This window comes from Candidatus Neomarinimicrobiota bacterium, from assembly GCA_021157965.1.
Lineage (GTDB): Bacteria > Fidelibacterota > Fidelibacteria > Fidelibacterales > Fidelibacteraceae > Fidelibacter.
In genome coordinates, this window is record JAGGVO010000040.1 from 19,219 (window position 1) to 44,863 (window position 25,645).

General features: G+C 49.9%; 23 protein-coding genes. 5 read left to right on the top strand and 18 right to left on the bottom strand.

The window, feature by feature from the left end:
• Nucleotides 1-3 precede the first annotated feature (3 nt).
• The 11 genes from ispE to J7K63_05245 all read right to left on the bottom strand — a co-directional run bounded on the left by ispE (nucleotide 4) and on the right by J7K63_05245 (nucleotide 10,429).
• Entirely contained in the window at nucleotides 4-843 is an 840-nt protein-coding gene (ispE, locus tag J7K63_05195; GenBank protein MCD6234412.1) for a 4-(cytidine 5'-diphospho)-2-C-methyl-D-erythritol kinase, read from the bottom strand.
• Nucleotides 843-2,267: a glutamate--tRNA ligase gene (locus J7K63_05200; protein ID MCD6234413.1), complete on the bottom strand. Its 1,425-nt coding sequence runs from the start codon at nucleotides 2,265-2,267 to the stop codon at nucleotides 843-845. The genes ispE and J7K63_05200 overlap by 1 nt, the downstream gene beginning before the upstream one ends.
• A gap of 128 nt (nucleotides 2,268-2,395) precedes the next feature.
• Nucleotides 2,396-2,872: a 2-C-methyl-D-erythritol 2,4-cyclodiphosphate synthase gene (locus J7K63_05205; GenBank protein MCD6234414.1), complete on the bottom strand. Its 477-nt coding sequence runs from the start codon at nucleotides 2,870-2,872 to the stop codon at nucleotides 2,396-2,398.
• Nucleotides 2,844-3,566: a 2-C-methyl-D-erythritol 4-phosphate cytidylyltransferase gene (ispD, locus tag J7K63_05210; GenBank protein MCD6234415.1), complete on the bottom strand. Its 723-nt coding sequence runs from the start codon at nucleotides 3,564-3,566 to the stop codon at nucleotides 2,844-2,846. The genes J7K63_05205 and ispD overlap by 29 nt, the downstream gene beginning before the upstream one ends.
• A gap of 5 nt (nucleotides 3,567-3,571) precedes the next feature.
• Nucleotides 3,572-4,642 (bottom strand): tRNA preQ1(34) S-adenosylmethionine ribosyltransferase-isomerase QueA, encoded by a 1,071-nt coding sequence (gene queA, locus J7K63_05215; GenBank protein MCD6234416.1) that lies wholly within the window; start codon nucleotides 4,640-4,642, stop codon nucleotides 3,572-3,574.
• Nucleotides 4,629-5,663, bottom strand: a complete 1,035-nt coding sequence (gene ruvB, locus J7K63_05220; protein MCD6234417.1) for a Holliday junction branch migration DNA helicase RuvB — start codon at nucleotides 5,661-5,663, stop codon at nucleotides 4,629-4,631. Before ruvB ends, queA begins: the two co-directional genes overlap by 14 nt.
• Nucleotides 5,664-5,667: 4 nt before the next feature.
• Nucleotides 5,668-6,639 carry a transketolase family protein gene (locus J7K63_05225; protein MCD6234418.1) on the bottom strand — a complete coding sequence of 324 codons (972 nt, stop codon included), beginning with the start codon at nucleotides 6,637-6,639 and terminating at the stop codon, nucleotides 5,668-5,670.
• The gene (locus tag J7K63_05230; GenBank protein ID MCD6234419.1) at nucleotides 6,636-7,490 is read right to left on the bottom strand and encodes a transketolase; all 855 of its coding nucleotides are present in this window, start codon (nucleotides 7,488-7,490) and stop codon (nucleotides 6,636-6,638) included. The genes J7K63_05225 and J7K63_05230 overlap by 4 nt, the downstream gene beginning before the upstream one ends.
• Nucleotides 7,491-7,561: 71 nt before the next feature.
• Entirely contained in the window at nucleotides 7,562-7,846 is a 285-nt protein-coding gene (locus tag J7K63_05235; GenBank protein MCD6234420.1) for a peptidyl-prolyl cis-trans isomerase, read from the bottom strand.
• A 17-nt stretch (nucleotides 7,847-7,863) separates the two neighbouring features.
• Nucleotides 7,864-10,032, bottom strand: a complete 2,169-nt coding sequence (locus J7K63_05240; GenBank protein ID MCD6234421.1) for a cation:proton antiporter — start codon at nucleotides 10,030-10,032, stop codon at nucleotides 7,864-7,866.
• Nucleotides 10,025-10,429, bottom strand: a complete 405-nt coding sequence (locus tag J7K63_05245; GenBank protein MCD6234422.1) for a hypothetical protein — start codon at nucleotides 10,427-10,429, stop codon at nucleotides 10,025-10,027. Before J7K63_05245 ends, J7K63_05240 begins: the two co-directional genes overlap by 8 nt.
• Before the next feature lie 109 nt (nucleotides 10,430-10,538).
• Between J7K63_05245 and J7K63_05250 the strand changes: the two genes are divergently transcribed.
• Together J7K63_05250 and J7K63_05255 are read left to right on the top strand one after the other, a co-directional pair.
• Entirely contained in the window at nucleotides 10,539-11,321 is a 783-nt protein-coding gene (locus J7K63_05250; GenBank protein MCD6234423.1) for an MBL fold metallo-hydrolase, read from the top strand.
• Between the two features lie 103 nt (nucleotides 11,322-11,424).
• A complete protein-coding gene (locus tag J7K63_05255; protein ID MCD6234424.1) occupies nucleotides 11,425-12,267 on the top strand; it encodes a peptidylprolyl isomerase in 843 nt (280 codons plus the stop codon).
• Nucleotides 12,268-12,319: 52 nt separating this feature from the next.
• Here the strand turns inward: J7K63_05255 and J7K63_05260 are convergent, their stop codons facing one another.
• Both J7K63_05260 and J7K63_05265 read right to left on the bottom strand, forming a co-directional pair.
• The gene (locus J7K63_05260) at nucleotides 12,320-13,414 is read right to left on the bottom strand and encodes an ATP-binding protein (GenBank protein ID MCD6234425.1); all 1,095 of its coding nucleotides are present in this window, start codon (nucleotides 13,412-13,414) and stop codon (nucleotides 12,320-12,322) included.
• An 80-nt stretch (nucleotides 13,415-13,494) separates the two neighbouring features.
• Entirely contained in the window at nucleotides 13,495-14,325 is an 831-nt protein-coding gene (locus tag J7K63_05265; GenBank protein ID MCD6234426.1) for an aldo/keto reductase, read from the bottom strand.
• Between the two features lie 293 nt (nucleotides 14,326-14,618).
• Between J7K63_05265 and J7K63_05270 the strand changes: the two genes are divergently transcribed.
• Nucleotides 14,619-14,984 (top strand): helix-turn-helix domain-containing protein, encoded by a 366-nt coding sequence (locus J7K63_05270; protein ID MCD6234427.1) that lies wholly within the window; start codon nucleotides 14,619-14,621, stop codon nucleotides 14,982-14,984.
• A 10-nt stretch (nucleotides 14,985-14,994) separates the two neighbouring features.
• On the opposite strand, the gene rnr is transcribed toward J7K63_05270, so the two are convergent.
• The 5 genes from rnr to J7K63_05295 all read right to left on the bottom strand — a co-directional run bounded on the left by rnr (nucleotide 14,995) and on the right by J7K63_05295 (nucleotide 23,555).
• On the bottom strand, nucleotides 14,995-17,151 hold the full coding sequence (gene rnr / locus J7K63_05275; protein ID MCD6234428.1) for a ribonuclease R: 2,157 nt from the start codon (nucleotides 17,149-17,151) through the stop codon (nucleotides 14,995-14,997).
• A 322-nt stretch (nucleotides 17,152-17,473) separates the two neighbouring features.
• Entirely contained in the window at nucleotides 17,474-18,694 is a 1,221-nt protein-coding gene (locus tag J7K63_05280; GenBank protein ID MCD6234429.1) for a hypothetical protein, read from the bottom strand.
• Between the two features lie 97 nt (nucleotides 18,695-18,791).
• The gene (locus J7K63_05285) at nucleotides 18,792-21,950 is read right to left on the bottom strand and encodes a hypothetical protein (protein ID MCD6234430.1); all 3,159 of its coding nucleotides are present in this window, start codon (nucleotides 21,948-21,950) and stop codon (nucleotides 18,792-18,794) included.
• Nucleotides 21,947-22,750, bottom strand: coding sequence for a hypothetical protein (locus J7K63_05290; GenBank protein ID MCD6234431.1), 804 nt, complete (start codon nucleotides 22,748-22,750; stop codon nucleotides 21,947-21,949). Before J7K63_05290 ends, J7K63_05285 begins: the two co-directional genes overlap by 4 nt.
• A 4-nt stretch (nucleotides 22,751-22,754) precedes the next feature.
• Nucleotides 22,755-23,555 (bottom strand): zinc ribbon domain-containing protein, encoded by an 801-nt coding sequence (locus tag J7K63_05295; protein MCD6234432.1) that lies wholly within the window; start codon nucleotides 23,553-23,555, stop codon nucleotides 22,755-22,757.
• Between the two features lie 120 nt (nucleotides 23,556-23,675).
• Between J7K63_05295 and J7K63_05300 the strand changes: the two genes are divergently transcribed.
• Together J7K63_05300 and J7K63_05305 are read left to right on the top strand one after the other, a co-directional pair.
• Nucleotides 23,676-24,185 (top strand): flavodoxin, encoded by a 510-nt coding sequence (locus J7K63_05300; GenBank protein MCD6234433.1) that lies wholly within the window; start codon nucleotides 23,676-23,678, stop codon nucleotides 24,183-24,185.
• A gap of 156 nt (nucleotides 24,186-24,341) precedes the next feature.
• A complete protein-coding gene (locus J7K63_05305; GenBank protein ID MCD6234434.1) occupies nucleotides 24,342-25,376 on the top strand; it encodes a dipeptide epimerase in 1,035 nt (344 codons plus the stop codon).
• Nucleotides 25,377-25,645 lie beyond the last annotated feature (269 nt).

The following is a 25,645-nucleotide window of genomic DNA, read 5'->3' on the forward strand; positions in this document are numbered from 1 at the left end:
GTATCATGTCAAACCCCGCGGCTGACACAAAGCAATACGGCCATAATCCTGCAGTTTTGGTATGCAGGTCCGGGCCTTGTCGTCAGAGCAGAATATTCCATACACAGTCGAGCCGGAACCCGACAAAGCGGAGATTTCCGCCCCCGCTTCAAGCAGCGCGGACTTTATCTCTCCGATTTGTGGATATGCCGGAATAATCACCCTTTCAAAATCGTTTTCAAAAAACCGCCAGGCAAATCCCTGACGCAGAAAGCTTGGAATATTAGTTTTTTTCACCGTATCAGTCAAGGAAATTCTCAAATCCCGGTAAGCCTGCTCTGTTGAAACGGAAAAAGGCGGCATAACCAGCACAGCGGTCCAGTCCAGGGGAATGGAGACCGGTTCCAGTTCATCCCCGATGCCTGTGGCATAAGCCGTTCCTCCTGTCAAAAAAAAGGGAACATCCGCTCCCAGGGAGAGGGCCAGGGATTTGAGGGGTGGTTCCCGGTGGCAGAAAGGTCGGAAAAATTTGAGGATAGCCGCTGCATCGGAAGATCCTCCTCCCAATCCTGCACCCGGCGGAATCTGTTTATCCACGAAAATGTCCGCTCCCAGATCTTCAGGCAGCCAGGGCTTTAACGCGGTCACGGCTTGAAGGATGAGGTTGGATTCATCCAGGGGGATATCATCCCTGTTGGAGACCAGAGTATAACGACCGGAGCGATTTACCCCGATGTGGATATCATCGGCAAAATCCATCTCCTGAAAAATGGTTTCCAGCAAATGGTATCCGTCTGATGGCCGGCGGCCCAAAATCCGCAATCCGATATTGATTTTCGCATAAGCCTGAATGGATGTTTTCATTATGCCTTTTCCAGGGCTGTATCCAGTCGTCGAATCATTTCATCATTCCCCAGATAATAAGCAATCACCCCCAGTTCAGGTCCGTGGAATTCACCTGTCAGGGCAATACGGACAGGCATCCAAAGGTTTTTGCCTTTCACACCGGTTTCCTTTTGTACCCCTTTCATAAGGGAGAAAAACCCGGCCGGTTCATCCAGCGATTGTGTCCGGAGTTTTTCTTTTAATACCTTAAGGACCGTGCGGGTAGATTCTGCAACCATAAGTTCGACTCCCTCCCCTTCCCGGGGAAGGGATACCCCGGAGACAAAGGGACCCAGTTTTTTCGGGATTTCGTTAAAGCGTGTGAGTCCGGATTTTACTGCCAGTAGAGCTGCATTCCCCCGTTCATTCAGCACAATGCCGGACAGCCACTTGCGTGCTTCTTTCAGGTAGGCCTCATCCTCCATGGACTGGATATACTGCTGGTTCATCCAGTCCAGTTTTTCCGTATTGAATACTGCCCCCGCCTTGTTCACGCGGTCCAGTGAAAAGAGTTCAATCAGTTCATCCATAGAAAAAATCTCCCGGTCGTTGCCGGGGTTCCAGCCCAGGAGAGCCAGGAAATTATTCAGGGCCTGAGGCAGATAGCCTTTGGCCAGATAATCTTCCACTGCCACATCGCCCTGCCGTTTGGAGAGCTTCGATTTATCCGGGTTCAGAAGAAGGGGCAGGTGGGCAAAGATCGGTGCTTCCCACCCCAGGTAGTCATATAAAAGCAGATGTTTGGGGAGGGAGGGCAACCACTCTTCCCCGCGGATGACATGGGTGATGCTCATGTAGTGATCATCCACCACATTGGCAAGGTGATAGGTGGGAAAACCATCCGATTTCATCAGCACCTGATCGTCCAGGCGGTTGAATTCCACCGTTACATCTCCACGGATTTCATCGTGAAAAGTCATGGCACCTTCATCGGGGATCCGCATTCGGATGACATGGGGCTCGTTTTGAGCCCGTTTTTCCGCCTCTTCAGGATCCAGATGCCGGCAGTGCCCGTCATATCCCGGAGCTTCACCGGCAGCGATCTGTCTTTCACGGAGCTTTGCCAGACGTTCAGGCGAACAGAAACAACGGTATGCCTTGCCGGAAGCCAGAAGACGGGTGACTTCTTTGTCGTAAATCTCCCGGCGTCGGCTCTGAAAGTAGGGACCTTTTGCATCTTCCCTATCCGGCCCCGCATCCCAATCCAGTCCCATTGCCCGAAGGCTTTTCACCAGATTTTCAACGGCGCCTTCCACATAGCGGGACTGATCCGTATCCTCAATCCGGAGGATAAAGCGTCCCCCGTGCTTCCGGGCGAACAAATAATTGTATAAAGCGGTTCTGTGTCCTCCCACATGCAAGTACCCTGTGGGACTGGGTGCAAAACGAACAATTACGGTCATTGGACTCCTTTTTTCCTTCCCCCGGACTGAAGTCCGGGGTTGCTTTTTTTCACTCCCCCGGATTGAAGTCCGGGGTTGTTTTTCCCGGACTGAAGTCCGGGGTTTTCACGGACTGAAGTCCGGGGTCATCACCTCGTTATCAAGCAAATCGCCAGCGCTGCCACTCCTTCTTCCCGACCGGTGAACCCCAATCCTTCTTCGGTGGTGGCTTTTACAGAAACGGCATTTGTGGGGATGTGCATCGTTCGGGCGAGGTTTTCGCGGATTTGGGGAATGAAGCGGGCGATTTTCGGTTTTTGAAGGATCAGGGTTGCATCCACGTTTACGACGGCATATCCCTGTTGTTCCAGCAGGGCAAGTACCTTTTCCAGCAGTTTCAGGCTGTCTGCATTTTTATAGGCGGGATCCGTATCGGGAAAATGGGTCCCGATATCCCCAAGAGCGGCGGCACCCAAAAGGGCATCCATCACGGCATGGGTCAGCACATCGGCATCGCTGTGGCCGGCAGGACCTTTTGAGTGGGGAATGGTCACTCCTCCCAGAATCAGAGGCCGTCCTTCCGTCAGGCGATGGACATCATATCCCTGACCAATACGAAGATTCATAATTTTCCACCAGCATTTCCGCCATTTGCAGATCAAAGGGCGTGGTTATTTTAATATTTTCAGGCGTATCGGGAATCACGGCCAGCTTATAGCCGTACCGTTCTGCCAGCATACACTCATCAGTCCCGTAAAAATGTTCGGAAAAGGCCTTTTCATAGACGGTTCTCAAGACGGATGCATGAAAAAGCTGAGGGGTGTGAATCTGAACCAGGGAATCCCGGGGCACCGTACCTACAATTGCCTGTCCTTCCGTTTCTTTTATGGTATGAACCACCGGCACTCCGGCGGCGGCACCGTGAAAAGTTTTTAGAAGCGCCATACCGTCATGAAGCACAGAGGGGGCAAAAAAGGGGCGGACTGCATCATGGACCGCCAGCACGCTGCTGTCAGGAGCCGAAGCCTGAATGCCCTGCCATACCGAATCCTGCCGTTCTTTTCCCCCTTCCCGGATTTTTATCGGGATGGGGGATTCAAAGGATGCGGCAAGCGCTTTGGCATCCTCCCAAATGGTAGGAGAAACCACAAGGATAATTTCGGATACTAAGGGATTGGTCAGAAAGCGGGCAAGGGTATACCAAAGGACGGGCCTGTCTTTAATCAGAAGAAAGGGCTTGGGAGTTGAAGCGCCCATCCGTGTTCCCTGACCGGCGGCGGGAATGATGACAGAGACACTTTCACGGAATAAAGTCTGCATAAATATCAGAGAATCAGCATGGCATCGCCGTAAGAGAGGAAACGGTACTTTTCATTCACGGCATGCTTGTAGGCCTTTAACAGAAAATTGCGGTCCACAAAAGAGGCCGCCAGAATCAACAAGGTGGATTTCGGCTGATGTAAATTGGTCAGCAACACATCCACCACCTTGATTCCCTGGGGCGGAAAGATGAATTTATCGGTCCAGGCCTTCTTCGGATTTACATCGGTGCCTGTTATAAGGGAGGATTCCAGGGCCCTCACCACCGAGGCTCCCATAGCTACAATACGCTTCCCTTTTTCTTTAACGGCATTGATGGTTTTGGCCGATTCTTCGGAAATTTCAAAGTATTCCGAATCCATGTGGTGGCGGTGCAGGTCTTCCACCATCACCTGCCGGAATGTCCCCAATCCGATATGGAGGGTAATGGGGACCATCTTCACCCCTTTTCCCCGGATTTTTTTCACCAGTTCCTCATTGAAATGGAGTCCGGCTGTCGGTGCCGCTACAGCACCGGGCTTTACGGCAAAAATGGTCTGGTACCGTTCCCGGTCCATGGGTTCACTGTCCCGGGTAATGTAGGGCGGAAGAGGTGAGTGTCCTTCTTTCAGGACGAATTCCATAAATTCTTCATTGGAGCAGTTATGCCGGATGACCCGCCCGCCGGAGACGGTATTGTCGATGACATCGCTGTAAATATCCTTATTGAAACGGAGTTTATTTCCAATGCGGACCTTCCGGGCCGGTTTGACCAGGATTTCCCAAATCTGATTTTCCAGTTCCCGCAGGAGAAAGACTTCCACGGTGGCGTCGGTTTTGTCCTTTTTGGCAATCAGTTTGGCCGGAAAAACCCGGGTATCGTTATAAACCAGGCAATCCCCCGGTTCCAGGTAATCCACAAAATCCTGAATGTGTTTATCTTCCATTTTCTCCGCTTTGGAGTGGACGACCAGCATCCGGGAATCACCCCGTTTTTCCGTCGGGTACTGAGCTATGAGTTTCTCCGGTAACTCATAATCAAAATCCGACAACCGGTACGTTTTTGGCTGGGTATCAAAAATTTCAAACTTCGTCATTGAAGAGTGTCTCCTGTTTCTTTGGGTTCGAAAGTTCCAGATTCAGGTGCTCATACGCCCGCAACAGGGCAATCCGTCCACGGGATGTGCGCTTCAAAAATCCTTCCTGAATCAGGTAGGGTTCATAGACTTCCTCGATGGTTTCCGCTTCCTCGCCGATGGCTACTGCCAGGTTCTGAAGCCCAACCGGTCCCCCTTCAAAGGTTTTCACCAGGGTCCTCAGAATACGGATATCCATTTCATCGAGTCCCAGATTATCCACCTCCAGCATTTCCAAAGCATCCCGGGCGGTTTCCAGGGTAATCACGCCATCAGCCCGCACCTGGGCGAAATCCCTGCATCGCCGGAGCAAACGATTGGCAATCCGGGGGGTACCCCGGGAGCGCCGGGCAATTTCGGCAGCCCCTTCCGGTGTAATGTCTATATTCAATATCCCCGCAGAACGGGTGATAATGCGTGTCAAATCCTCAAAATTGTAGTAATCCAGCCGGAGGACAATCCCGAAACGGGCCCTGATGGGAGAGGTCAGAAGTCCTGCCCGGGTTGTGGCTCCCACCAGCGTAAAGCCTTCCAGATCCAACTGAATACTCCGGGCGCTTGGACCTTTATCGATCATGATGTCGATGCGGAAATCCTCCATGGCGGAGTACAGATACTCTTCAACCACACGGTTGGTCCGATGGACCTCGTCGATGAAGAGTACATCGGAAAAGTTCAGATTGGTCAGCAAACCCGCCAGGTCACCCGCCCGCTCCAGCACCGGTCCGGACGTGACCTTGATCCCGGCATTCAGCTCATGGGCGATAATGTGAGCCAGAGTGGTTTTTCCTAGTCCAGGTGGTCCGAACAGAAGCACATGATCCAGGGGCTCTCCTCGCTTTTTGGCTGCCTCAATATAGATTTTCAGCTTTTCAACCAGGCGTTTTTGTCCGACAAATTCTTCCAGGACAGCAGGCCTGAGGGTGGTTTCCAGTTCTTCTTCCTGTTCCTGCCAGGCAGGATTGGTAAATTCTGTTCTCATCATATCATTTACGTTTGAGAACCTTCCGGACAGCCTGAACAATATCAGAAGCCCTGAGATGATAGTAATCGAGGAGCTCATCGGCCTTTCCGGACTGGCCGAACTGATCTTTCATGCCCACCATTTCGATAGGCACCGGTTTATTTTGCGTACTCCACACCGACACGGCACTTCCAAGTCCGCCCAGGCACTGATGTTCTTCCGCCGTTACAAAGGCGCCTGTTTCCAGAGCGGCCGCCATAAGGGCTTCATGATCCAGGGGTTTGACCGTATGCATATTCAGCACACGGACGGAAATATTTTCCTCTGCCAGGATTTGGACCGCCATGAGGGCTTCATAGACCAGTACGCCGTTGGCGATAACCGTTACATCTTCGCCGTCCTGGAGCATCAGGGCCTTTCCCAGCTCAAAGGGGGCATCTTCCGATGTAACAAGGGGTGCACTCTGCCGTCCCAGGCGGATATAAAAAGGTCCCTCCATTTCTTTCACTGCCGTCAGGGCTTTGACGGCTTCCCGGGTATCACAGGGGACAATCACCCGCATGCGGGGCAATACCTGCATCAGGGCCACATCTTCCAGCATCTGATGGGTGACTCCGTCTTCACCTACCGTAACACCGGTATGGGTTGCCACCAGTTTGACATTGGTATTGGAATAAGCCAGCAACACCCTCACCTGATCATAACAACGACCGGTAATAAACACCCCGAAGGTGGATACATAGGGCAGGAGTCCCTCCCGGGCCATTCCGGCAGCCACCGCTACCATATTCTGTTCGGAAATCCCCATATTGTAAAAACGTTCAGGAAATTTATCGGCAAACCAGTTCGCCCGGACCGACCCGGATACGTCGGCAGTCAGGACCACAATCCGGTTATCTGTTTCACCCATGGCAGATGTAGCCAGGCCGAAGGCATCCCGGGTTGGTTTCTTTTGAACATTTGTGAAAACGTCTTTATCCAGATAACGTGTCATTTCTTGTTTCCCCCCTGATAATTGGCTTCAATTTCCTGAAGAGCTTTTTCCGCTTCCTCATCCTTGGGCGGGGTGCCGTGCCATTTTGAAACACCATCCATAAAAGATACGGGAAATCCCAGTTTTGTGCGGAAAAGAATGATCGAGGGTTTTCCTTTATAATTTTGTGCCATCTCAAAGGCTTTGAAAATATCATCAAAATCGTTGCCGTTGGCTTCAATCACATGCCAGCGGAAGGCTTTCCATTTATCCGCCATGGGTTCCATCGTGAGGATATCTTCCGTATTGCCATCAATCTGAATGAAATTCCGGTCCATAAATACCGTCAGGTTATCCAGTTTGTGGTGACCGGCACTCAGGGCTGCTTCCCAGATGGAGCCTTCCTGTGACTCGCCGTCCCCGATGGAACAATAGATCCGGTGGGACTGTTTTTTCTGTCGGGCGGCAAGGGCCATCCCTACAGCCACACCCAGACCGTGTCCCAGGCTCCCGGTGGATATTTCAATCCCCGGTAAATTGGTCCGGCTGGGGTGCCCCTGCAGACGGCTGTTCAGCTTTCGCAATGTCATGAGTTCTTCCACGGGAAAATATCCTGCATGGGCCATAGAAGCATACAGAATAGGCGCCACATGTCCGTTGGACAACACAAAACGATCCCTCCCCTCCCAGTCGGGATTGGATGGATCATGATTTAAAATCTTGAAAAAAAGAGCGGTAAAAATATCCGCCAGTCCGAGAGAACCGCCGATGTGGCCTGATTTCGCATGATGAATCATGTGGACACAGTCCACGCGAAGTGTATGTGCTTTTTCCTTTAAAACCCTGAGGGTCCTGCTATCTGGATTGGTCATTCAAATTCTCCGGATATGATTTTACGTTAAGACATGAATGAAATTTACTGATATTTCAAAGGATAGGCAATTCAACTCTCTTGCCGTTCACCGGTCTTCCGGATGATATGATATCCGAATCGGGTTTTCACCGGACCCAAGATCCGGCCCTTACTACCTTTTTTTACGGCATCTTCAAAGGGTTTCACCATCTGTCCTTCAGAAAACCATCCCAGATCACCCCCTTTACTTTTGCTGGGACACGTTGAGAAATCCCGGGCCAGGGCTTCAAAGGAACCGCCGGATTTCAATCGTTTGATAATAGCTTCGGCCAATGATTTATCCCGGACAAGAATATGGCTTGCTCTCCATTCCATATCTGTTTCCTTTCTGATTATTCTTCACTTTCAGTAAGATATTGATAAACCGCCTGGGGCGTTTTGCAATCCAGAATTTTCCGGATAGCGTTTTTCTTGCTCATGACGGCTGCAATATGGGCCAGTATCTGGATATGGGGGACTGTCTTATGTTTGGGAGAAAGGAGAAGAACAAAAACCCGGGAGGGCTCACCGTCGAGGGAGTCAAAATTCACACCTTTCCGGTGAATTCCCACAGCCAGGGTAATGGTCCCCACATGATCTGTCCGTGCATGAGGGATGGCCAGGCCGTTTTTCATGCCTGTGCTGATAGACACTTCCCGCTCCCAAACGGCATCAAATACTGCTTTTTTCTCCGTAATCTGATACTGGGAATCCAGGATGTCCACTAATTCTTCAATGATTTCTCTTTTGGTTGATCCCTTCAAATTCAGGCGGATACAGCCCGGATCCAGCACCCGCCGAAGGTCCACCCACCTGTCGTCATTCCCCTCTATGAAATCATTTTTCAGGAATTCGGGCCTGGTGATGTCCTTCAGATCATTGATAATTTCATTAAGTTCCACAAAGGATTCATACATGAGGGTTTTCACGTAATGAGTATCATCGGGAGAGGATTCAAAATAGATGCCGTTAGGCTTACAGATCATGGTGATGGAGATATCATTCTTCCGGATATGATAATATTTATATCGCATCTCCATCTGATTGATAAAAAAGCCCTCATCTCTGAAGAGCTGGAGACTTTTAGCAGAGACAAACTCTACAGTTTCGAGAGACGGAAGAGGAAACTCCGTCACGACACTTTCTGTGGGGAGCAATTCTTCCGTTGTCCCTTTTTTTTCTTTTTTAAAGAGGTAATCCACAAGAGGCGGAGTCGAAATGGTCGTCAGCATAGTCATAAAAATCACCATCCCGAATACATCCCGGCTAATGAGTCCGTCACTGAGACCGACACCGGCAATAATCAGGGCCACTTCGGCCCGGGGTGCCATGCCGAATCCCACACGAAGGGCACCTAAAAGATTGAATTTCCTGAAAAGCAGGGGAATGCCGCATCCTAAAACCTTGGACAGAATAGCGCCGAGAGTGTACACGAGCCCTAAAAAGATAATCGTTCTGGAGCTGAGGACACTCAGATCCACCATCATGCCGGATACAACAAAAAAGACGGGGACGGCAAAGAGGTAAAGGCTTTTCAGGGATTCCTGGATCACATAGTTCAAATCGGTTTTGGACAGGCTGAGTCCCATCACATAGGCTCCGATAATCATGGCCAGACCGGCTTTTTCAAAAACACCCGCCATAAGCAGTGCAAGACCGAAGGCCATCACGGCGGGAACGTTGATTCCTTTGAAAATCTTCAGGAAATTGCCGGTTTGTTTGGAAAGGGCAAGCCCGAGGGTGGTAAACAACAGCCACACACCAACGGCTTCTGCCCCCAGTCGGACCACATTCCCCCAGTGCAAAGACTGTCCGGAGTCATTCAGAACGGGAATCATTCCCAAAATCACAGCCAGCAGGACAATACCCAGGACATCGTCAATGACAGCAGCCGCCAGAATGGTAACTCCTTCGGGTGTATCCATTTTCCGCCGTTCCGTCAGGATTCGCCCGGTTATACCGACAGAGGTGGCCGTACTGATCACGCCCAAAAAGAGGGTTTCAGGATGGAGAAAAGGCAAATCCAACAGCAGCATACCGACCCACACTCCCATAAGAAAAGAGACGACCACTCCGGAAATCCCTACAATCAAACCTGTGGCCGATAAACGGAGAAAAAGGGAAAAATTGGTTTCCAGTCCCACCATGAAGAGGAGTAAAACCGAAGCGATAGTGGCAATTCCGTAGAGTTCGGGAGAGACCGGAAGGGTTGCTTCGGGATTCAGGGCAAGAAAAGTCCCGAACAAGCCATACTCAAAACCGGGAAGGGGAATGCCGCCCAGGAGGTAGGGGCCAATGATAATACCGGCTGTCAGTTCACCGACAACACCGGGAATCTTCATTTTTTCAAAGAGGATGGACATGCCCTTTGCTACAAAAATAATCACACCCAATTGCAAAACCAATAATTCCATCTTATGCATCATGGAATGAGAAGGTCCGCTGACCTCGGCAAAAAGGATGATTGGTATAAGAAAAAAGAAAAAAAGCCTGCCGATCAATTTCCACGGGGATTTAACCATTATCTTCTCCTTTTCCATTGGAAAACAAAGCGCTGTGTGTCCGACATATTTCCAGTTTCAGCCATAGAATCAGGGACACCTGATGGAGGAGGAAAAAGAGGATAAAGGAGACCATAAGGGGGATGGAGTCAAAGCCGGCTTTCAGGATGAGGAGAAGCAGAATCACCACCAGGGCAACCAGGCGAAAGGCAATGCTGCCCATCAACCGTTTGAATGTCCCCTCTTTCCCGCTGACGGCAAACCAGGCTGCCGAGCTTGTATTCAAAAAACTCAGAACAGCCGGCCAAATCCAGGATGCCGGCAAACCGTGAGATAAAAAAAGACGGACCCCTCCAAGGAGAATCACCGTGATGAGAAGGAGAATGAATGAAAAAAACCAGAATGATCGAATTGTCATTGCATGAAACATGATTTAAAATTTAATGAATTTCCCGTGATTTTATTAGGGAAAACTCCTGTTTCATGGCGTGAAAATCGATAAATTCCCGTGTTGAAAAGGATGATTCATGATACTACAGGTTTTGGCCAGCGGCAGTAAGGGAAATGTAACGTATATTGAAGAAGGGGGACAATCCATCCTCATTGATGCAGGATTATCCTGCCGGGAGACAGTCCGCCGTATGAGAGTTGCCGGGCGGGAACCGGAAAAGCTGAGAGGTATTTTCATCACCCATGATCACAGGGATCATATTGCCGGAGCCCGGGTTTTAAGCCGGACTTTCGGGATTCCCGTGATCCTGAGTGAAACTCTGTATGCTGCTGCAGGGCACAAATGGCTGAAGGATGTAAGCCGGATCTCCCTCTATCCCCGGGGAAGCAACATCCAGCTGGAATCCATGTTCATCCGGCCTGTTCCTGTAAGTCACGATGCCACGGAAACAGTGAGTGTAATCGTATCCAACGGGCAATACGCTGCAGGAATTTTTACCGATTTGGGAACTGTTTCCCTGCCGGTGAGCACCTGTGCCGCCGATGTGGATCTTTTAATGGTTGAGGCAAATCACGACCTGAAAATGCTGAAAAACGGCCCTTACCCCTTATGGCTTCAGCAGCGAATCCGGTCCAATCAAGGCCATTTGTCCAACGACCAGTGCGGAGAACTTCTGGTGAACTCCTGTCGGAAAGGACGGGTTAAAAAGATGATCCTGGCCCATATCAGCGAAGAAAATAACCGGTATGATCTGGCGTATACATCTGTCAACCGGTATTTAAACAGGGAAAAGATTGATTTGCCGGTTTATGTCGCAAAGCAGAAAAACATTTTGGGGGAATTGGGAATTGGGAATTGAAAATTCGAGTGGTGAATAACAAGAGTTCGAAGGATGAGCAGCAAGGGAGAAACGGGGTAACATGGCCCCGGATTTCAATCCGGGTGAAAAGAAGGAGGAATCCATGAAAATAAAACACATCGTACTTATCATTTTAGTCCTGACGATAGCTGTTTCCTGCGGCCGGAAAGGCGGAGTGCTGGAAATTCAGTCGGACCGGGAATCAGCGGATGTTTATCTGGATGAAACGCTGATTGGTCAGACACCTTTAATGCTTGAAGAGGTGGAGTCCGGGAAACATGTTTTGAAGATTCAGAAAAAAGAGGACGGACACATTTACGAATACCAGGAGGTTTTTACCATGCCGGAGAAAGAAGATATAAACATTGATGCCATTTTGACACGCTTGCTGACAAAAGAAGAAATTAACGATATCCTGATTGAAGTCGCCCAGACCCACCCCCAGCCGGTCAAAGAAGATGACCGGGCTGTGATTGAAACGCCGTACGGACGGATTGTGATTCAGTTTTTCCCCGAAGAGGCCCCTGTTCATTGCGCCAACTTTAAACGGCTGGCCAAGGCCGGTTATTACAACGGTACCACCTTTCACCGGGTGATACCGGGATTTATGATTCAGGGAGGGGACATTCTTTCCCGGGACGACAATCGGTACAACGACGGGACCGGCGGACCGGGATACACCATTCCGGCGGAATTCAATGCCATTCATCATGGTCCGGGAATCGTCTCCATGGCACGGGCCCAGGATCCCAACAGCGCCGGGTCCCAATTTTTTATCTGTCATAAAGATGCCGGATTTCTGGATAAAAAATACACGGTCTTCGGAAAGGTCACCGAAGGTATGGATGTGGTGGATAAAATCGCCAATGCCGAACGGGATAAGCGGGATAATCCCCTGATTCCCATCCGGATGAAGGTCACAATGACAACAGTCGATTCTTTATAAAAGACAAAGAAAGCAGATATCACAAGATCCCCGCCAATAAGCGGGGATTTTTTTATTCCATCACGGGAACCGGTCCGGTTCTGCCTTCCAGATAGTACTCCGGGAAACGTCCCCGGCGCCAGATTCTGCCACTTCCCCGGAAATCACAGAGGGAATACATCTGGAATGTACCCTCCCGGTTTGCATGGAGCAGCCACACCTGATCCCGGCGGGAGATTTCATAAGATACACTATAAGGACTGAGGGTAGTCACAATCAGCTGACTGCCCAGGGGATTGGTGCGGGGATTATTGAAACGTTCCAGAATGGCCTTCCGGATGAGGGGATGAAACAAATCCCAATAGCCGTGAAGGATAATCACGGAGTGGAAACGAAGGGCGTAAAAAAGTTCGGCAAGAATGAGTGTCTCTTCACGGAACTGAAGGGGCAATGAACCGAAGGGGATTTCCGGCTGGCGTTTCCACCGAAAGGCCAGATTGTCCACGTGCCCCGAATCCCCGATGATCTGCTCAAATGAAGGGTCTGCCTTTTGTAAAAATTCATTCAGATCCGTTAAGACATTCTCGGGGATTTTCCGGATAATGATTTCATGATACCGGTTCCTGTCCAGACAGCGCATAAAGGCATGGGGCAGGATATCCCGAATCCCCCGGGGGAAAAGTTTTACCGCCGTTCCCAGGAGAAATTTTTTAGGTCCGGCCAGATGCCGCCGTACCAGTTCGGTCAAATCCGTAAAACGGCTGTTCACCTCGAATATGTCTTCCCGTTTGGAAAAAATATAGGTTTCCCGTTTTTCCTTATAATAGAGCCATTCGGCGGTGATGCGCCCCTCCCGGATTTCAAAACCGTAGCGGTAACGGATACCGTCCCTGAGCCAGATCAGTTCACGTTCCCCTTCAATACCCGGCAGGAGCCGTTCGGATTGCATGGCTTCAAGGAAACGTTGGAGGGCATTGTAGCTGATGGCCGTAATCCGGCTGTTGGAGCCCAAAAGGGCTGAAAAACGCAGGAGAGGACCTGCAGGTGTCTCCGGTATCAGTCCCGTCCCTGCATCAAGATGCAACGCTTTAATCGATGAGGCAGACAGACTGAATGCCCGCAATCCCTCAGTCACTCCGGGAATATTGAAGGTAAACTGGATAAACATGACAAATCTCCTGTATCACGTAACATCAATATAACTTGTGTCACAGGGAAATTCCAGTCTTTTTACCTTGCCACCTGCCTTCAAAAATCAAAACTCTCCGGATCCGGCCCCATGTGCTTTCCCCGGTCCAGAGCATCAAAGCGTTTCATATCGTCCGGTTCAATTTCAAAGGAGAAGATGTCCGCATTACTGATAATCCTGTCCTTTTTAACAGATTTGGGAATCGGGAGAATATTTTTTTGCCTTGCCCAACGGAGTGTTATCTGAGCCGGGGTCCGGTTGTATTTTTGGGCCAATTCTAAAATTTCCGGGACTTCCAGAAAAGCACCTTGCATCAGGGGACCCCAGGACTCAAATACGATCTGATGTTCGGAACAAAAGGTCCTCAGTTCGTTATGCTGCAAATAGGGATGACATTCCACCTGATTCAGGGCCGGTATTACTTCCGCTTCTTTAAGAAGGTCCTGAAGATGGTGGACATGGTAATTACTGACCCCAATAGCCTTCACCTGTCCCTCTTCAAGGAGATTCTCCATGGATTTCCAGATGGAGACATACTTGTTGGGAACCGGCCAGTGAACAAGATACAAATCCACGTAATCCAGTCCCAGCCGTTCCAGACTCTTGTGCAGGGCTTCCCCGGCTTCTCCCTTTCGGATATCGTCATTCCAGATTTTCGTAGTGACAAAAACCTCTTCCCTGGGAATACCGCTTTCACGGATGGCTTTTCCCACGGATCGTTCATTCTGATATATGGCTGCCGTATCTATCAGGCGGTAACCCGCTTCAAGAGCCCAGGAAATCGCTTTCCGGGTCTCATCACCCTCTTTGGATAAAAAGGTCCCCAATCCCAAGACCGGAATATCGGGACCATGATTCATCGATATTCTGCTTTGCAATGATTCTTTCATTTTTCCTCCTCATCAGACTTTTTATTTAGAGGTAACGCAGGTTGCAGGTTACAATTTACGGGCATAAAACGTATAGCGGCCCACCCTGGGAGTTAGACGTTATGTGTCTTGCGGGGGGCCGCTATAACTATGTATAGTTTACAAAAATGTTTTAATTAATTCAAATTTATCGCATGTCCGGACATTCTTTTTTGAAGTTCCCGTACATATCACTATATTTTCAAAATAAGAAAACATAATAAATATGTACACAATACACCCAACTTACCGAAAAATAACTACATATTGTCAACATGTCAAGAAATAATTTACAATTTGTCAACACAATTCTGGATCGGATCAAAGAATACTACACTCTGAAGACAGATTTTGATTTAGCAAATTTTCTGGAGGTCCACCGGAGTACGGTTTCAGCCTGGCGCCGGCGGGGAGCCATGGATTACGGACTTGTTTTACAAAAATGCACGGATCCGGACCTGAACTGGCTCATATACGGAAAGAAGCCCCGGGAGGATGCCTATCCCCTGGCCTACGGCCGGGATCAGTTCCGGGAAAAAACGGAAAGTGATAACGATCCCGAAAAAATGAAAAACCTGCTGGATACGTACCGGGAAGTCACAAAAGCCATGCGTGAACTGCTATCCCGGTTACCTGAATAAAACCCTGTTTTTATTTATTTTTTAATTTATTATTCTTTTTGCCGGATTCTTCGTGATCCTCATCTTTCCCTTCCACCAGATGAAAATCCACCTCCATGTGTTCCAGGGAAACCCTGGCCACCCGGACCTTTACATGATCCCCCATGCGGAAACGCCGTTTTGAACGCCGGCCCGTCAGGGTATAAGCCACAGGGTTAAATTCCCAGTAGTCAGAAGGCAAAAATTTCCGGTGGACCAGTCCTTCCACCAGAGTCTCGGGAATTTCTACATAAAATCCGTACTGAACCACACCGGAAATAATCCCGCTGAAAACATCTCCGAGATGTTTTTCCAAGAATTTGACCTGTTTTATCTTGTGGTACTCCCGTTCAGCATTTTGTGCCCGGATTTCACAATCGGTGGATTTTTTCGCTGCAGCATCCAGGGATTCCTTCAGGCGGTTCCGGTCTTTGATCCTCTCATTTTTCAGATACTTTCGTAAAAGCCTGTGAACGATCAAATCGGGGTACCGGCGGATGGGAGAAGTGAAGTGGGTATACTCATCAAAAGCCAAGCCAAAGTGTCCCAGCGGCTTCGTGTCGTACCGGGCTTTCATCATGGTCCGCAGGGCAATTTTTTCCAGAAAGTAACGGGCATCCGTATCCTGTACCGCCAGCAGGGCATCCCTGAAATCTGCAGGCCGCACAGAGCGCCCCTTCACGGCTTTTTCAAAACCAAAGTTCCTCAACAACTTGAAAAATGCCAGGGCGTCGTCCGGCTTGGGTGTTTCGTGGACACGATAAATAAAGGGCAGTGGATCCTGTCGGCTCTGAATAAAGCGCGCCACGGTTTTATTGGCAATCAACATGCATTCTTCCACAATCCGATGGCTCCACAGGCGTTCCCGGGGGTAGATTTCCGTGGGAAAACCCGAATCATCCAGGATGTATTTCGGCTCGGGAATGTCAAAATCGATGCTTCCCGCCTGATTCCGCACATCATTGAGAATTTTAGCCAGTTTAAAAAGGGCGGATATTTCAGTGAAATACTCTCCCTTTCCCCGGTCCAGTATCTGTTGAACCTCTTCATAGGTAAAACGCCGCCTGCTGTGAATCACCGAAGGGGTTATCCGGCTTTTAATGACCGCCCCTTTGGGATTGATGGTCATCAGGGCTGAAAAACTCAGACGGTCTTCATTCGGGTTCAGGGAACACAATTCGTTGCTCAATTTCTCCGGAAGCATGGGGATCACATAGCGGGTGAAATAGACGGATGTCCCCCGCTTCAGGGCTTCTTTATCCAGTGGAGATCCTTCCGGTACATAATGACTCACATCGGCAATGTGAACCCCAAGTTCGTAAGTGCCGTCTTTATTCACGGCAACAGAGAGAGCATCGTCAAAATCCCGGGCATCCTCAGGATCGATGGTAAAGGTGACAAGATCCCGCAAATCAGCACGGCCGTCCGGAGTGATTTTTTGAGATATGGCCTCGGCCTGTTCCAGAACCTCAGCCGGAAAACGGTCCGGAATGCTGTACTGATTCGCCACCAGCACCGCATCAAATTCTTTTGTCTCACGGCTGCCGATCAGACGGGTGATACGCCCGTAAGGTCGTCGTGAACTATCCCGCCAATCCGTGATTTCCACCGAGATAATGCTTCCGTCATCGGGTTTATAGCCGTTGAAATCGGTGATGACTACATCCTTCCGGAGCTGTGCCGTTTCGGGAATACCCAGGGAATAACCCCGTACCTCCCGGTAAATGCAGACAAATTCATTCCGGCCCCGCTTGACAACACGACGGATAAAGCCTTCCGGATTATCCCCTTTTTGTTTTTTAAGGATTTTTACACTGACCGTATCCCCGTGACAGGCATTGCCCAGGTCATCGGCATGAATGAAGATTTTTTTGCCGTCAGTCGTATTGACAAAGCCAAAACCTTTGGCATGGATATCCAGTACTCCCACCGTTTCAGAGGGTTCTTCATGTCCCGGCAGTCCGTAAACATTGCCCTGATATTGCTTAAGCCGGCCGGCCCGGGCCAGGTTTTTTACTGCATCCCGCAGCAAGGGATAATTCCGCTGGGACACATTCAAAGTAGTCCGGAGTTTTTTAAGTTTCATCCGGGTGGATGGATTCTCTTTGAAAAAAGCCATCACCCGCTGTGCATAATTGTTTTGTTTCATTTATTCGTCCGCATAGAAATATGCAGCTCCTTATTTTTGTTTTGAGTGTATGTGTGTTTTAAAGGTTTCATCCATGAGGATTTCATGATTCTGTGGTTTCAGATATCAGGTGGTTACAATTCTCTTCCACCCGGATTTTCACATAATTGATCACATATCCATCACCCCTATGGTCCCCGGTGAAGTTCCCGCTTTTTCACCTTCGATACAGAGATCACATTCCCCGTAATGCAGAATAACCCGGACCTTTTCACAGCTTTTAGAGGTTTTCATCATTGCTTCATATAAGCTTTTTTAATTTAAATATCAAATACATTCTGAATCAAAAAGTCCATCCCACATGGATCTTTCCCTGATTCAGAGGTTCTTTTATATCAAATCCCAGGAGAATTTTCAACCGGGTTGTCCCGGTCGGCAACGAAAGGCTTGTCCCCACGTGGATCAGGGGCGTTGAAATTCCCTCAATAAAAGCCCAGTCGGCAAAGAGTCCTGCTCTGAGGAGCCCGTCTTCCACACCCCCTTCCAAAATACCACCGGTGTACCAATCCACCCGGTACTGCTCAAAAAGGGCACCTCGCAGGAACATCCCCCCGCCCAGGCGGAACTGCTGATATCCGGCCGGATCCCCCTTTGAAAAAATACGACCCCCCAGAAGTTTTCCCTGAAAATACCAGGGTTTGGAATGAAAGAGAATCTCTGCCTCGTAATCCACGGGATACTGGAGACTATCCTCCCCGATCCGGACACCTCCTGTCAGTGACACGTGATACTGCCATGCCGCCCCGATCAGATCCTCCAGCCGGACATTCAGGGCGGAAATATGGCGTGTACCGGGAATCACACCGGCGCTGTCTCCCGCTTCGGTGGTGTACACATCCTCCCGGGAAATCACCACTCCCACATCAGTTATCCTGTTTTCCCAGATGAGTTCAAACCGGCTTTCCCGGGTGACGTAGAGCGTATCCTCGTGTTCCTGTTTAAAACGAAGACCGGCGGAAAATCCTGTATTGATAAGGTAGGGCTCATACCAGTTCACGGTGACCCGGTTGGTTCTTTCTGAAGGATGATACCAGGAAAAATCCGCCCGGCGTCCCAATCCCAGAAAATTGATTAAAGCGATATCGGCCTGCCCCACAAGTCCACCGGCCCGGCTTTGATAACTGAGAAGGACATTAAAGGAAAAATCTTCCACCCTTTCTGCATAAAAACGAAGGGCAGAACCGGAAATGTCATGCCGGTCCGCAGTATTCAGCCAGGAGCTTTCCCTGAGACGGTTCTGAGCCTTTCGAATCCGGTTACCATGGTACGGACCGGTCAGGTCATCCCGGATCAGTCGCTGTAAACGGCGCACTTCCGCCGGTGAAAATTCCCCAAAGACAACTGTATCAATGGATACCGACTCACCCGGAATCAAGCGGTAAGTGACAAATGCGGTGTCGGAGCTGTTGTGATATTCGGACAGAACCAGTTCAGCAAATGGATACCCGTTATCGGTCCATTTTACCAATACACGATCCAGGGTTGTGAGGATATTTTCCGGCATTATCACTCCGAGCGTGTCTGGGCCGATAGCCAGGCAAACCGACCGGCTCCCTGAAGCCATCAGGGGAGAAAAAAGCAAGATCATAAGGCAGATGTATTTACAGGTACGCACGGGCCTCCACGCGGATGAGGGTTACAGATTGACTGTCTCCCCGTTTTCTGTACTGAAAGGTTCCATTCAGGGAGACCATATCACTGAGCCGTCTTTCATACCGGAACATGAACTGCAGGGTATATCCGGCCGGAAGACCATCCGCCACTTCATAAGGCAGTGGCCGGTCATATTCCGTACTCACCGAGATCAGATTAAATCGGCCATTTACAAATTCTCCGGGGATCCGGCTCCAGGTTCCGCTGATTTCCCCTTCAAGTCGGCGGGTGGAAAAATCCTCCGTGAGAAAGGTGCTGGCAATGGCAGAAAAGGCGGCGGAAATGCCCAGGTCCAGGGACTGTCCGGGTGTCCGATGGAATGCTGCCTGAATACCCCTCCGGTTATTTTTCACGGAATAGGATCCCAGGGGAAAGCGTTCACGGCGGTCCCGGCCCAGGTTAAGTGTATATTCCTGATATCCCTTCTCTCCCCGGCGCCGCCATATCATTTCTCCTTTGTCCTTCCCTGACAGACTTTCACTGTGAAGATCCCGGGTGTTCTGGGTGCGGAAATGGTTCGTTGCCAGACGAAGGGACCGGCCCTGGTCGGGCGATGTAAGGGTCAGGTCGTTCCGGGCCCGGATATTTGCCAGAAGGATGTTTTTCCGGGGCCGGGTCAGGGAAAGAGATTGATAGACTATCAAATCATCACTCCTGTATTCCAGATCTCCGTTGAACTGGTAACGGAGGGAAATCCGGCCGAACCGGTGCTGCCAGCGTGTAGTGAAAGCACTGGAATGAATCACCTGATCCAGGCGGTCATTCGTCTGTTCGCGGCGGAGAACGTAATTCCCCAGGAGGTCGGGGACATACTCATTGTAAACTTCATCCCATCGGTATTGTCCCATGCCGTCGGCAACCCGGATAAAGAGTGCCTCCCGGCGATATTCGGACGTCCGGTTAATCCGGGTAGTTAACTGACCGGAAAGATTAATGGACGGTACATTCCACTGAAGCCGGTTGCTGGTAAGCATGGTAAAGCTCTTTTGAGTATCCCGCCGGTCCAGACGGCCGGTCAAATCTCCCTGCCAACGGATGTAATCCCTGAAATCAAAACGCCCTTTCAGTTCCAAATCGTGTTTTTGTGAATAGCGGTCAAACTGTGAACCGCTCCATTCATAATCTTCCCGGTAGCGGTATTCAACACCCATGTTTTCCTTAAATCGGATTCCTCCCCGTAAAATATCATTCCGCTCGGCATAGGCACGCCCCAGGGGTTCAAACAAAGTTCTTTTCCATCCGGCATACAGGGCGTGGATTTTCCCTGACACTCCTGCCTGATAATAGGGCAACCAGTGGGAATTTCTCAGGCGAAACCCTTCCCATGAAAGGGCGACCTTTTTTCCTACAGAACCGGAAAAAGAGAAACGGTGGCGTAGAGAATCGGGACGGATGCCGGCACTCTGCCAGGTCAGGATCGTGTGAAATTTGTCTGAATCATACACCAGGGCATTCCGGATATTTATACGAAGGGTATCCCCGGGATGAAAACCCATGTCCCGGGAAAGAGAGACGGATTCGGGCGCTTCGTAGCTGATAAAATGTTCCGAGCGATTCCAGCCGTCGCTTTGAAACGTAAAACGTGATATCGGCAGCTCAGCCTGCCAGTTCCCTCCAATGCCGTTGTACATAGTGCCTGTGCCGAATCCCCTTTCAAATTGTGAGAGTGTAACATGTCCCGACACCATACCCTTCAGGAGTTCCCATCGGAAATCCCCGCCCAAATGGGAGAGTGTTTCGGGATAAACTACAGGCCTTCGGGGGAAATACTGGGATAAAGGATCCTCCGGAGCATATTCATAATAAGGCAGTCCGTCAGCATCATAGCGCCGGATATATCCACCGTTTTGATTTTCCCGGAAAAACCGTACCCGGTGCGTGCCCTGTTTCTCCCCGGCATAGAGCCAGAAACCCTCATCCGACCAGACATAACTGCCGGTCGTATCTGCCTGAGCGGTGGAAAGAAAATCACCTTCCATGAGGGCAGATAGTGAATCAGAACTGAGATTGGCCATGCTTTCATCCAGGGGACGGGAACTGTCATCTGATTCCCGGAGGGCGTAAAGATGCACCCTCCACCGGTTTCCGGTATATCCCACACGTCCCCCGGTACTCAGGCGCGGAAACCATTCATTCCGGTACCGGTATTCCACAAACACGCGGTCCTCTTTCGACAAAAGGTATCCGGTGGAAAATGTAAGCTCGGCGGCGGCATAATCCACCAGATACCGGGAAGATTCCAAGCGAATCCCGTTCAGAAAAACCCGTTCCGATCCGGGGACAATCATCACAGAAGAAAGTGAGCCTGAAAGAAGGCGGTAAGGGCCCTGATCCCCTTCACGGACAGTTATTTCCCGGCGGATAAACCTGCCGGATGGACTCCCGGCAAATCCTTCCCACGACAGGGCTCCGTGGGATTCGGGTGATGATGCAGCGGTAACACCCGTCAGGTGACCGGAATAGCGGCTGAAAGGGCTCCAGTCCGTACCGATTCGCAGATCCCCCAAACGACCCTTTCCCCCCGGGGTTTCCAGTTCCAGATAAATCTGATCCAGTTCCTCAAGACTTTGGGACGACATGGCGGCTTCAAAGGGTGTTTCATGATCCGAGATCACACCGCTCAACATCACATTCGGTAGAAGTTCACCCCGGATCTGCAAATCCATCCCGCCTGATACACTGCTTTGTCCGTTGGTACTCACCTGCACAGAGCGGAAAAGGGTCCCCCGGGTTCGGACACCGGATGATGGGACGGCCGACCGGTCTGACGTTTGAGGTCTGTTTTTTTCATCAGGAAAGAGATCGGGCAAATAGCGAACACCGGACGAATACCGGAGGGGCAAAGACCAATCAGGTGTTGAATAGAAAATCTTCACTGTGTCGGGTGCATCGGGATTATCCAAAACCACCCAGCGGCCTTCCACGGGATCCAGAGCCCAACGGAGAGTGTCGGCAGGATTTTCCCAGCGAATGGAATCAAGAGTCACCAAAGGATGGGAAAGAGAAAAAACCGTTTGCCCCGGCCGGACAATAAAATCCTCCTGATAGGAAACGGCACATGTCAGTGTGACGGCTAAAAGAAGAGTTGTAAATATGCGGAAAATCACGGTGTGGTGGCCCCTTTGGGCAGATGGGGGTAAAATCCTCCGGGAATAGGCGTTCCGTCCGGACGTACCCGCCGGTCTTTCCAGATTCTCAGACAAGGTTTATCATCGATTTTTTCAGGAGGATTCCCCGGTATCAGCATCCATGTGCCTCCCGGACCGGAGATAAAAAGAAAGTCCTTCCATCCACCTGCAAGATGGCGGATATCCAGTGAATCGGGTATATGAATCTTATGAAGAAGCCGTCCCTGAGTATCGGTAATCCAGGCAAGGGATTCTGCCGGAGAAAGACAATAGACCCTGTTTCCGTCACCCATGAGGGACAAATCGGGCGGTATCACGGCAAAATCCTGTCCGGTGCCCCAGGGGACGGGTGTAGTGAATCCCGGACTAAACTGCCAGATTTTTTGATTCAGAGCATCGGCTAAAAGCCATCGGCCGTCGGATAAAATGAGAAAGGCCATGGGATCCTCAATCCGGGAAGGAAGAGAGAGGGAACCAAGATAATTCAGGGCGGCATCAAATTCCAGGAAGGATTTACCGGATCTATCCAGCACCCATACGGACGAGGGGAACTGAAGCTGAAGGCCCGCCGGTTCCTGCAGGCGGGACATAAGTGCCGGACCATCCCCCCGTTTCAGCGTTCCTTCGGGAGCATGACGGATGATAACACCTTCCCGGACAGAAAGCATGTACAGACGGTTCATGGGGTCGATTTCGGCATAATCATAACTTATGCCCGGTAAAACGGCGGGGATAAAAAAAAGAAAAAAGGCAAATAGACAGGACTGTATTCTGGACATACACCTAATACTTTTTACCACAGAAGGGACAAAAAAGGTGTCCGGTTGTTCTGGGTGCACCACAATAGCCGCAAAAACGCATGGCATGGGATTCCCTTTCCGTGTCGTCATGGACAGGCCGGACAACCCGCCGGATCAGAAGGGCCAGAATCAGCATGAGGATAAAGAGGCCGATGCCGATTCGCCGGACGGCGGGTGAAAGTTGACGCCGGATGGGTTCCGGCGGTTCCATGGTTCCCGGAGCCGTCAGCTGTCCGCTGGGATTGGTGTAACGAAGAGAAACCATAAAGGGTTCCTCCGGGCGAATCCCGGCAAATTTTGTGATGCTGTAAACCAACCCACTCCTGTCCTTCACTTCCCGGGTAAATGCCGTGGCATCCATAAAATCAAAATCACGGGCTGCCGAAGGTTTCTGAATCCGGATGAAAAGAGTATCTACAGCTAAATTTGAGTAGAAAAAATAATCATAGGACCGGTAGGATGTATCGGGAAAAATATCGTAATAGGTCATGGTGAAATGATCCCCCCGGGGAGTAAAACGGATCATGTTCATGGCATCGACGGTGATGATCTTCTGGAAATCAAGGTAACCTTCACGAATCCGCACATGTTTGACAGATTCGGGGATGACAAAAACAACAGGTGCCGCGCTATCCATGGACATTTCCATTATCACCAACATGGCTGGCTGGTCATAATCGGGCCAGAGATCCACCCTGGCTTCCGTGAAACGGGCAGCAGAGAGTGATTCCGCACCGGTAAACAGAAAAAAAAGACAGGCCGAAAAAAGAATCCGCAACTTCATGGTGAAATTTAATGGTAAGAACCATATAATATCGAGTTATTTCATGGATAAAGAGCGCCGAGATTGTATAATATCGTGACCTTTGGGGCCGGGAAGAGACAAAACCACGAAGGAGGTACTATGAATATCGGCATATTCTACGGATCATCAAGCGGAAATACGGAAAAGGCGGTGGAGAAAATTCGTCGAAGACTCTCCCTCCCGGAAGAAAACATTCATGATATCAGCGAAACGGAAGCCGAAACCTTTGAGAATTACGATGTCATCATCTTTGCCAGTTCAAGCACGGGGACGGGCAACATGCAGCCGGACTGGGCGGAGTTCCTGAATAAGCTGGAAGAAATCGATTTTTCCGATAAAACAGTAGCCTTTGTGGGGATGGGAGATCAGATGATGTTTCCCGACTCCTTCCTGGGCGGCATCAGTTACCTCTACAGCCTGGTAGCAAAAAAAGCGGAACGGGTCATCGGCGGGAACTGGCCGGCAGACGGCTATGAATTTGAACACTCCGGATTTTTTAAAAAGGGAAACTTCCGCGGCCTCGCCTTAGACGCAGACAACCAGTCCGAACTGACAGATGAACGGATTGAGCGCTGGGTTAGACAGATTCAGGAAGAGCTGCGGAAGTAGAAAAAACCCTCCCCGAACTTATGCCGGATTAAAGTCTGAGACTGTTTTCTCCCTCTCTCTATCGTACCCTCATACCCCCGCATCTTCTGCCTGCAATTTCCCCCACGAAATATTATATTCCATCGCTTGAAAAGAGATAATCAAAGAGGATTGATCATGGAACTGAAACTGCACGAATTTGATTTGCCCCTGAAATATAAATTCGGGATATCACGGGAAACCCGGACGGTTCAGAAGACGGTGATTGCCGAAGTCATTCAGGACGGCGTGAAGGGATATGGTGAAGCGGTAGCCAACCATAAGTATTACGGGTTTACCGTGGAAAAAATGTTTTCCGATCTGAATGGTCTCCAGGAGGACTTAAAAACGCGGAATCTCCTGGAAATCACACCGAATGCCCTGTGGTCAATCTACCATCCCAAGCTGAAAGACAACCCCTTTGCCCAGTGTGCCCTGGACATGGCCTTGTGGGATCTTTACGGAAAACTGAAAGGGAAAAAGACCTGGGAATTGTGGGGACTGGATGCGTCCAAACGGCCGGTGACGGATTATACCATTGGTATCGACGAAATCGATGTGATGAAAAAGAAACTCCTGGAATTCAGGGACTGGCCTGTCTTCAAAATCAAACTTGGGACAAAACATGACATGGAAATCATGCAGGAACTGCGGAAAGTAACGAATGCCACCCTGCGGATTGATGCCAATTGCGCCTGGACAGCCGGGCAGACCATTGAATTTTCCAAAACCCTGAAAGAACTGGATGTGGAGTTTATTGAACAACCTTTGCCCGCCGGGGATTGGATGGGGATGAAACAGGTTTATGAACACTCGGTTTTACCGGTCATTGCCGACGAAAGCTGTGTCCATGAGGAAGATGTGGACCGCTGCCACGGATTTTTTCACGGGGTGAACATCAAGGTGGTCAAATGCGGAGGACTCACACCGGCTCTGCGGATGATTCACCGTGCCCGGGAACTGGAGATGAAAGTTATGGTGGGCTGTATGACCGAATCTACAGTGGGCATTTCCGGCATTGCTCAGCTGATGCCTCTCCTTGATTATGTGGATGCAGACGGACCTCTCCTTTTGGCAAAAGATATTGCAACAGGTGTTACTATTGAAAAGGGTGTTGTCTCTTTTTCAGATGTGCCGGGGAATGGAGTTGTTCTGAGTGCTGGAATGATTTGAGAATTGAGAATGGAGAATTGTACCTCGAATAGAACCCGCCAGGCGGGTTCTATTCGATGATCGGGAGTGGTATATTATCTCTGGAATGAATCCATTGATTTATTCGCCACATCATATATACGAATAACAATATTATCTTGCGTGATGTTAAAAAACGGTGTATTTTACCCCCGGGGTGGGGGGCGTTACCTAAGCGAAATCATATATCAAATTTGACTTATTATCTTGGTGTTAAACCGTTGATTATTTTGAAGTTAGAAGTTTGAAGC

Bases quoted from the DNA above. Each gene is read 5' to 3' on its own strand.
- J7K63_05235 (MCD6234420.1), bottom strand. From the start codon at position 7,846: ATGGAATGGAGAGCAAGCCATATTCTTGTCCGGGATAAATCATTGGCC.
- J7K63_05250 (MCD6234423.1), top strand. From the start codon at position 10,539: ATGATACTACAGGTTTTGGCCAGCGGCAGTAAGGGAAATGTAACGTAT.
- J7K63_05295 (MCD6234432.1), bottom strand. From the start codon at position 23,555: ATGAAGTTGCGGATTCTTTTTTCGGCCTGTCTTTTTTTTCTGTTTACC.
- J7K63_05255 (MCD6234424.1), top strand. From the start codon at position 11,425: ATGAAAATAAAACACATCGTACTTATCATTTTAGTCCTGACGATAGCT.
- J7K63_05265 (MCD6234426.1), bottom strand. From the start codon at position 14,325: ATGAAAGAATCATTGCAAAGCAGAATATCGATGAATCATGGTCCCGAT.
- J7K63_05205 (MCD6234414.1), bottom strand. From the start codon at position 2,872: ATGAATCTTCGTATTGGTCAGGGATATGATGTCCATCGCCTGACGGAA.
- ruvB (MCD6234417.1), bottom strand. From the start codon at position 5,663: ATGAGAACAGAATTTACCAATCCTGCCTGGCAGGAACAGGAAGAAGAA.
- queA (MCD6234416.1), bottom strand. From the start codon at position 4,642: ATGACGAAGTTTGAAATTTTTGATACCCAGCCAAAAACGTACCGGTTG.
- J7K63_05280 (MCD6234429.1), bottom strand. From the start codon at position 18,694: ATGCCGGAAAATATCCTCACAACCCTGGATCGTGTATTGGTAAAATGG.
- J7K63_05305 (MCD6234434.1), top strand. From the start codon at position 24,342: ATGGAACTGAAACTGCACGAATTTGATTTGCCCCTGAAATATAAATTC.
- J7K63_05200 (MCD6234413.1), bottom strand. From the start codon at position 2,267: ATGACCGTAATTGTTCGTTTTGCACCCAGTCCCACAGGGTACTTGCAT.
- J7K63_05240 (MCD6234421.1), bottom strand. From the start codon at position 10,032: ATGGTTAAATCCCCGTGGAAATTGATCGGCAGGCTTTTTTTCTTTTTT.
- ispE (MCD6234412.1), bottom strand. From the start codon at position 843: ATGAAAACATCCATTCAGGCTTATGCGAAAATCAATATCGGATTGCGG.
- J7K63_05245 (MCD6234422.1), bottom strand. From the start codon at position 10,429: ATGACAATTCGATCATTCTGGTTTTTTTCATTCATTCTCCTTCTCATC.
- J7K63_05270 (MCD6234427.1), top strand. From the start codon at position 14,619: ATGTCAAGAAATAATTTACAATTTGTCAACACAATTCTGGATCGGATC.
- J7K63_05290 (MCD6234431.1), bottom strand. From the start codon at position 22,750: ATGTCCAGAATACAGTCCTGTCTATTTGCCTTTTTTCTTTTTTTTATC.
- J7K63_05225 (MCD6234418.1), bottom strand. From the start codon at position 6,639: ATGACACGTTATCTGGATAAAGACGTTTTCACAAATGTTCAAAAGAAA.
- ispD (MCD6234415.1), bottom strand. From the start codon at position 3,566: ATGCAGACTTTATTCCGTGAAAGTGTCTCTGTCATCATTCCCGCCGCC.
- J7K63_05260 (MCD6234425.1), bottom strand. From the start codon at position 13,414: ATGTTTATCCAGTTTACCTTCAATATTCCCGGAGTGACTGAGGGATTG.
- rnr (MCD6234428.1), bottom strand. From the start codon at position 17,151: ATGAAACAAAACAATTATGCACAGCGGGTGATGGCTTTTTTCAAAGAG.
- J7K63_05300 (MCD6234433.1), top strand. From the start codon at position 23,676: ATGAATATCGGCATATTCTACGGATCATCAAGCGGAAATACGGAAAAG.
- J7K63_05230 (MCD6234419.1), bottom strand. From the start codon at position 7,490: ATGACCAATCCAGATAGCAGGACCCTCAGGGTTTTAAAGGAAAAAGCA.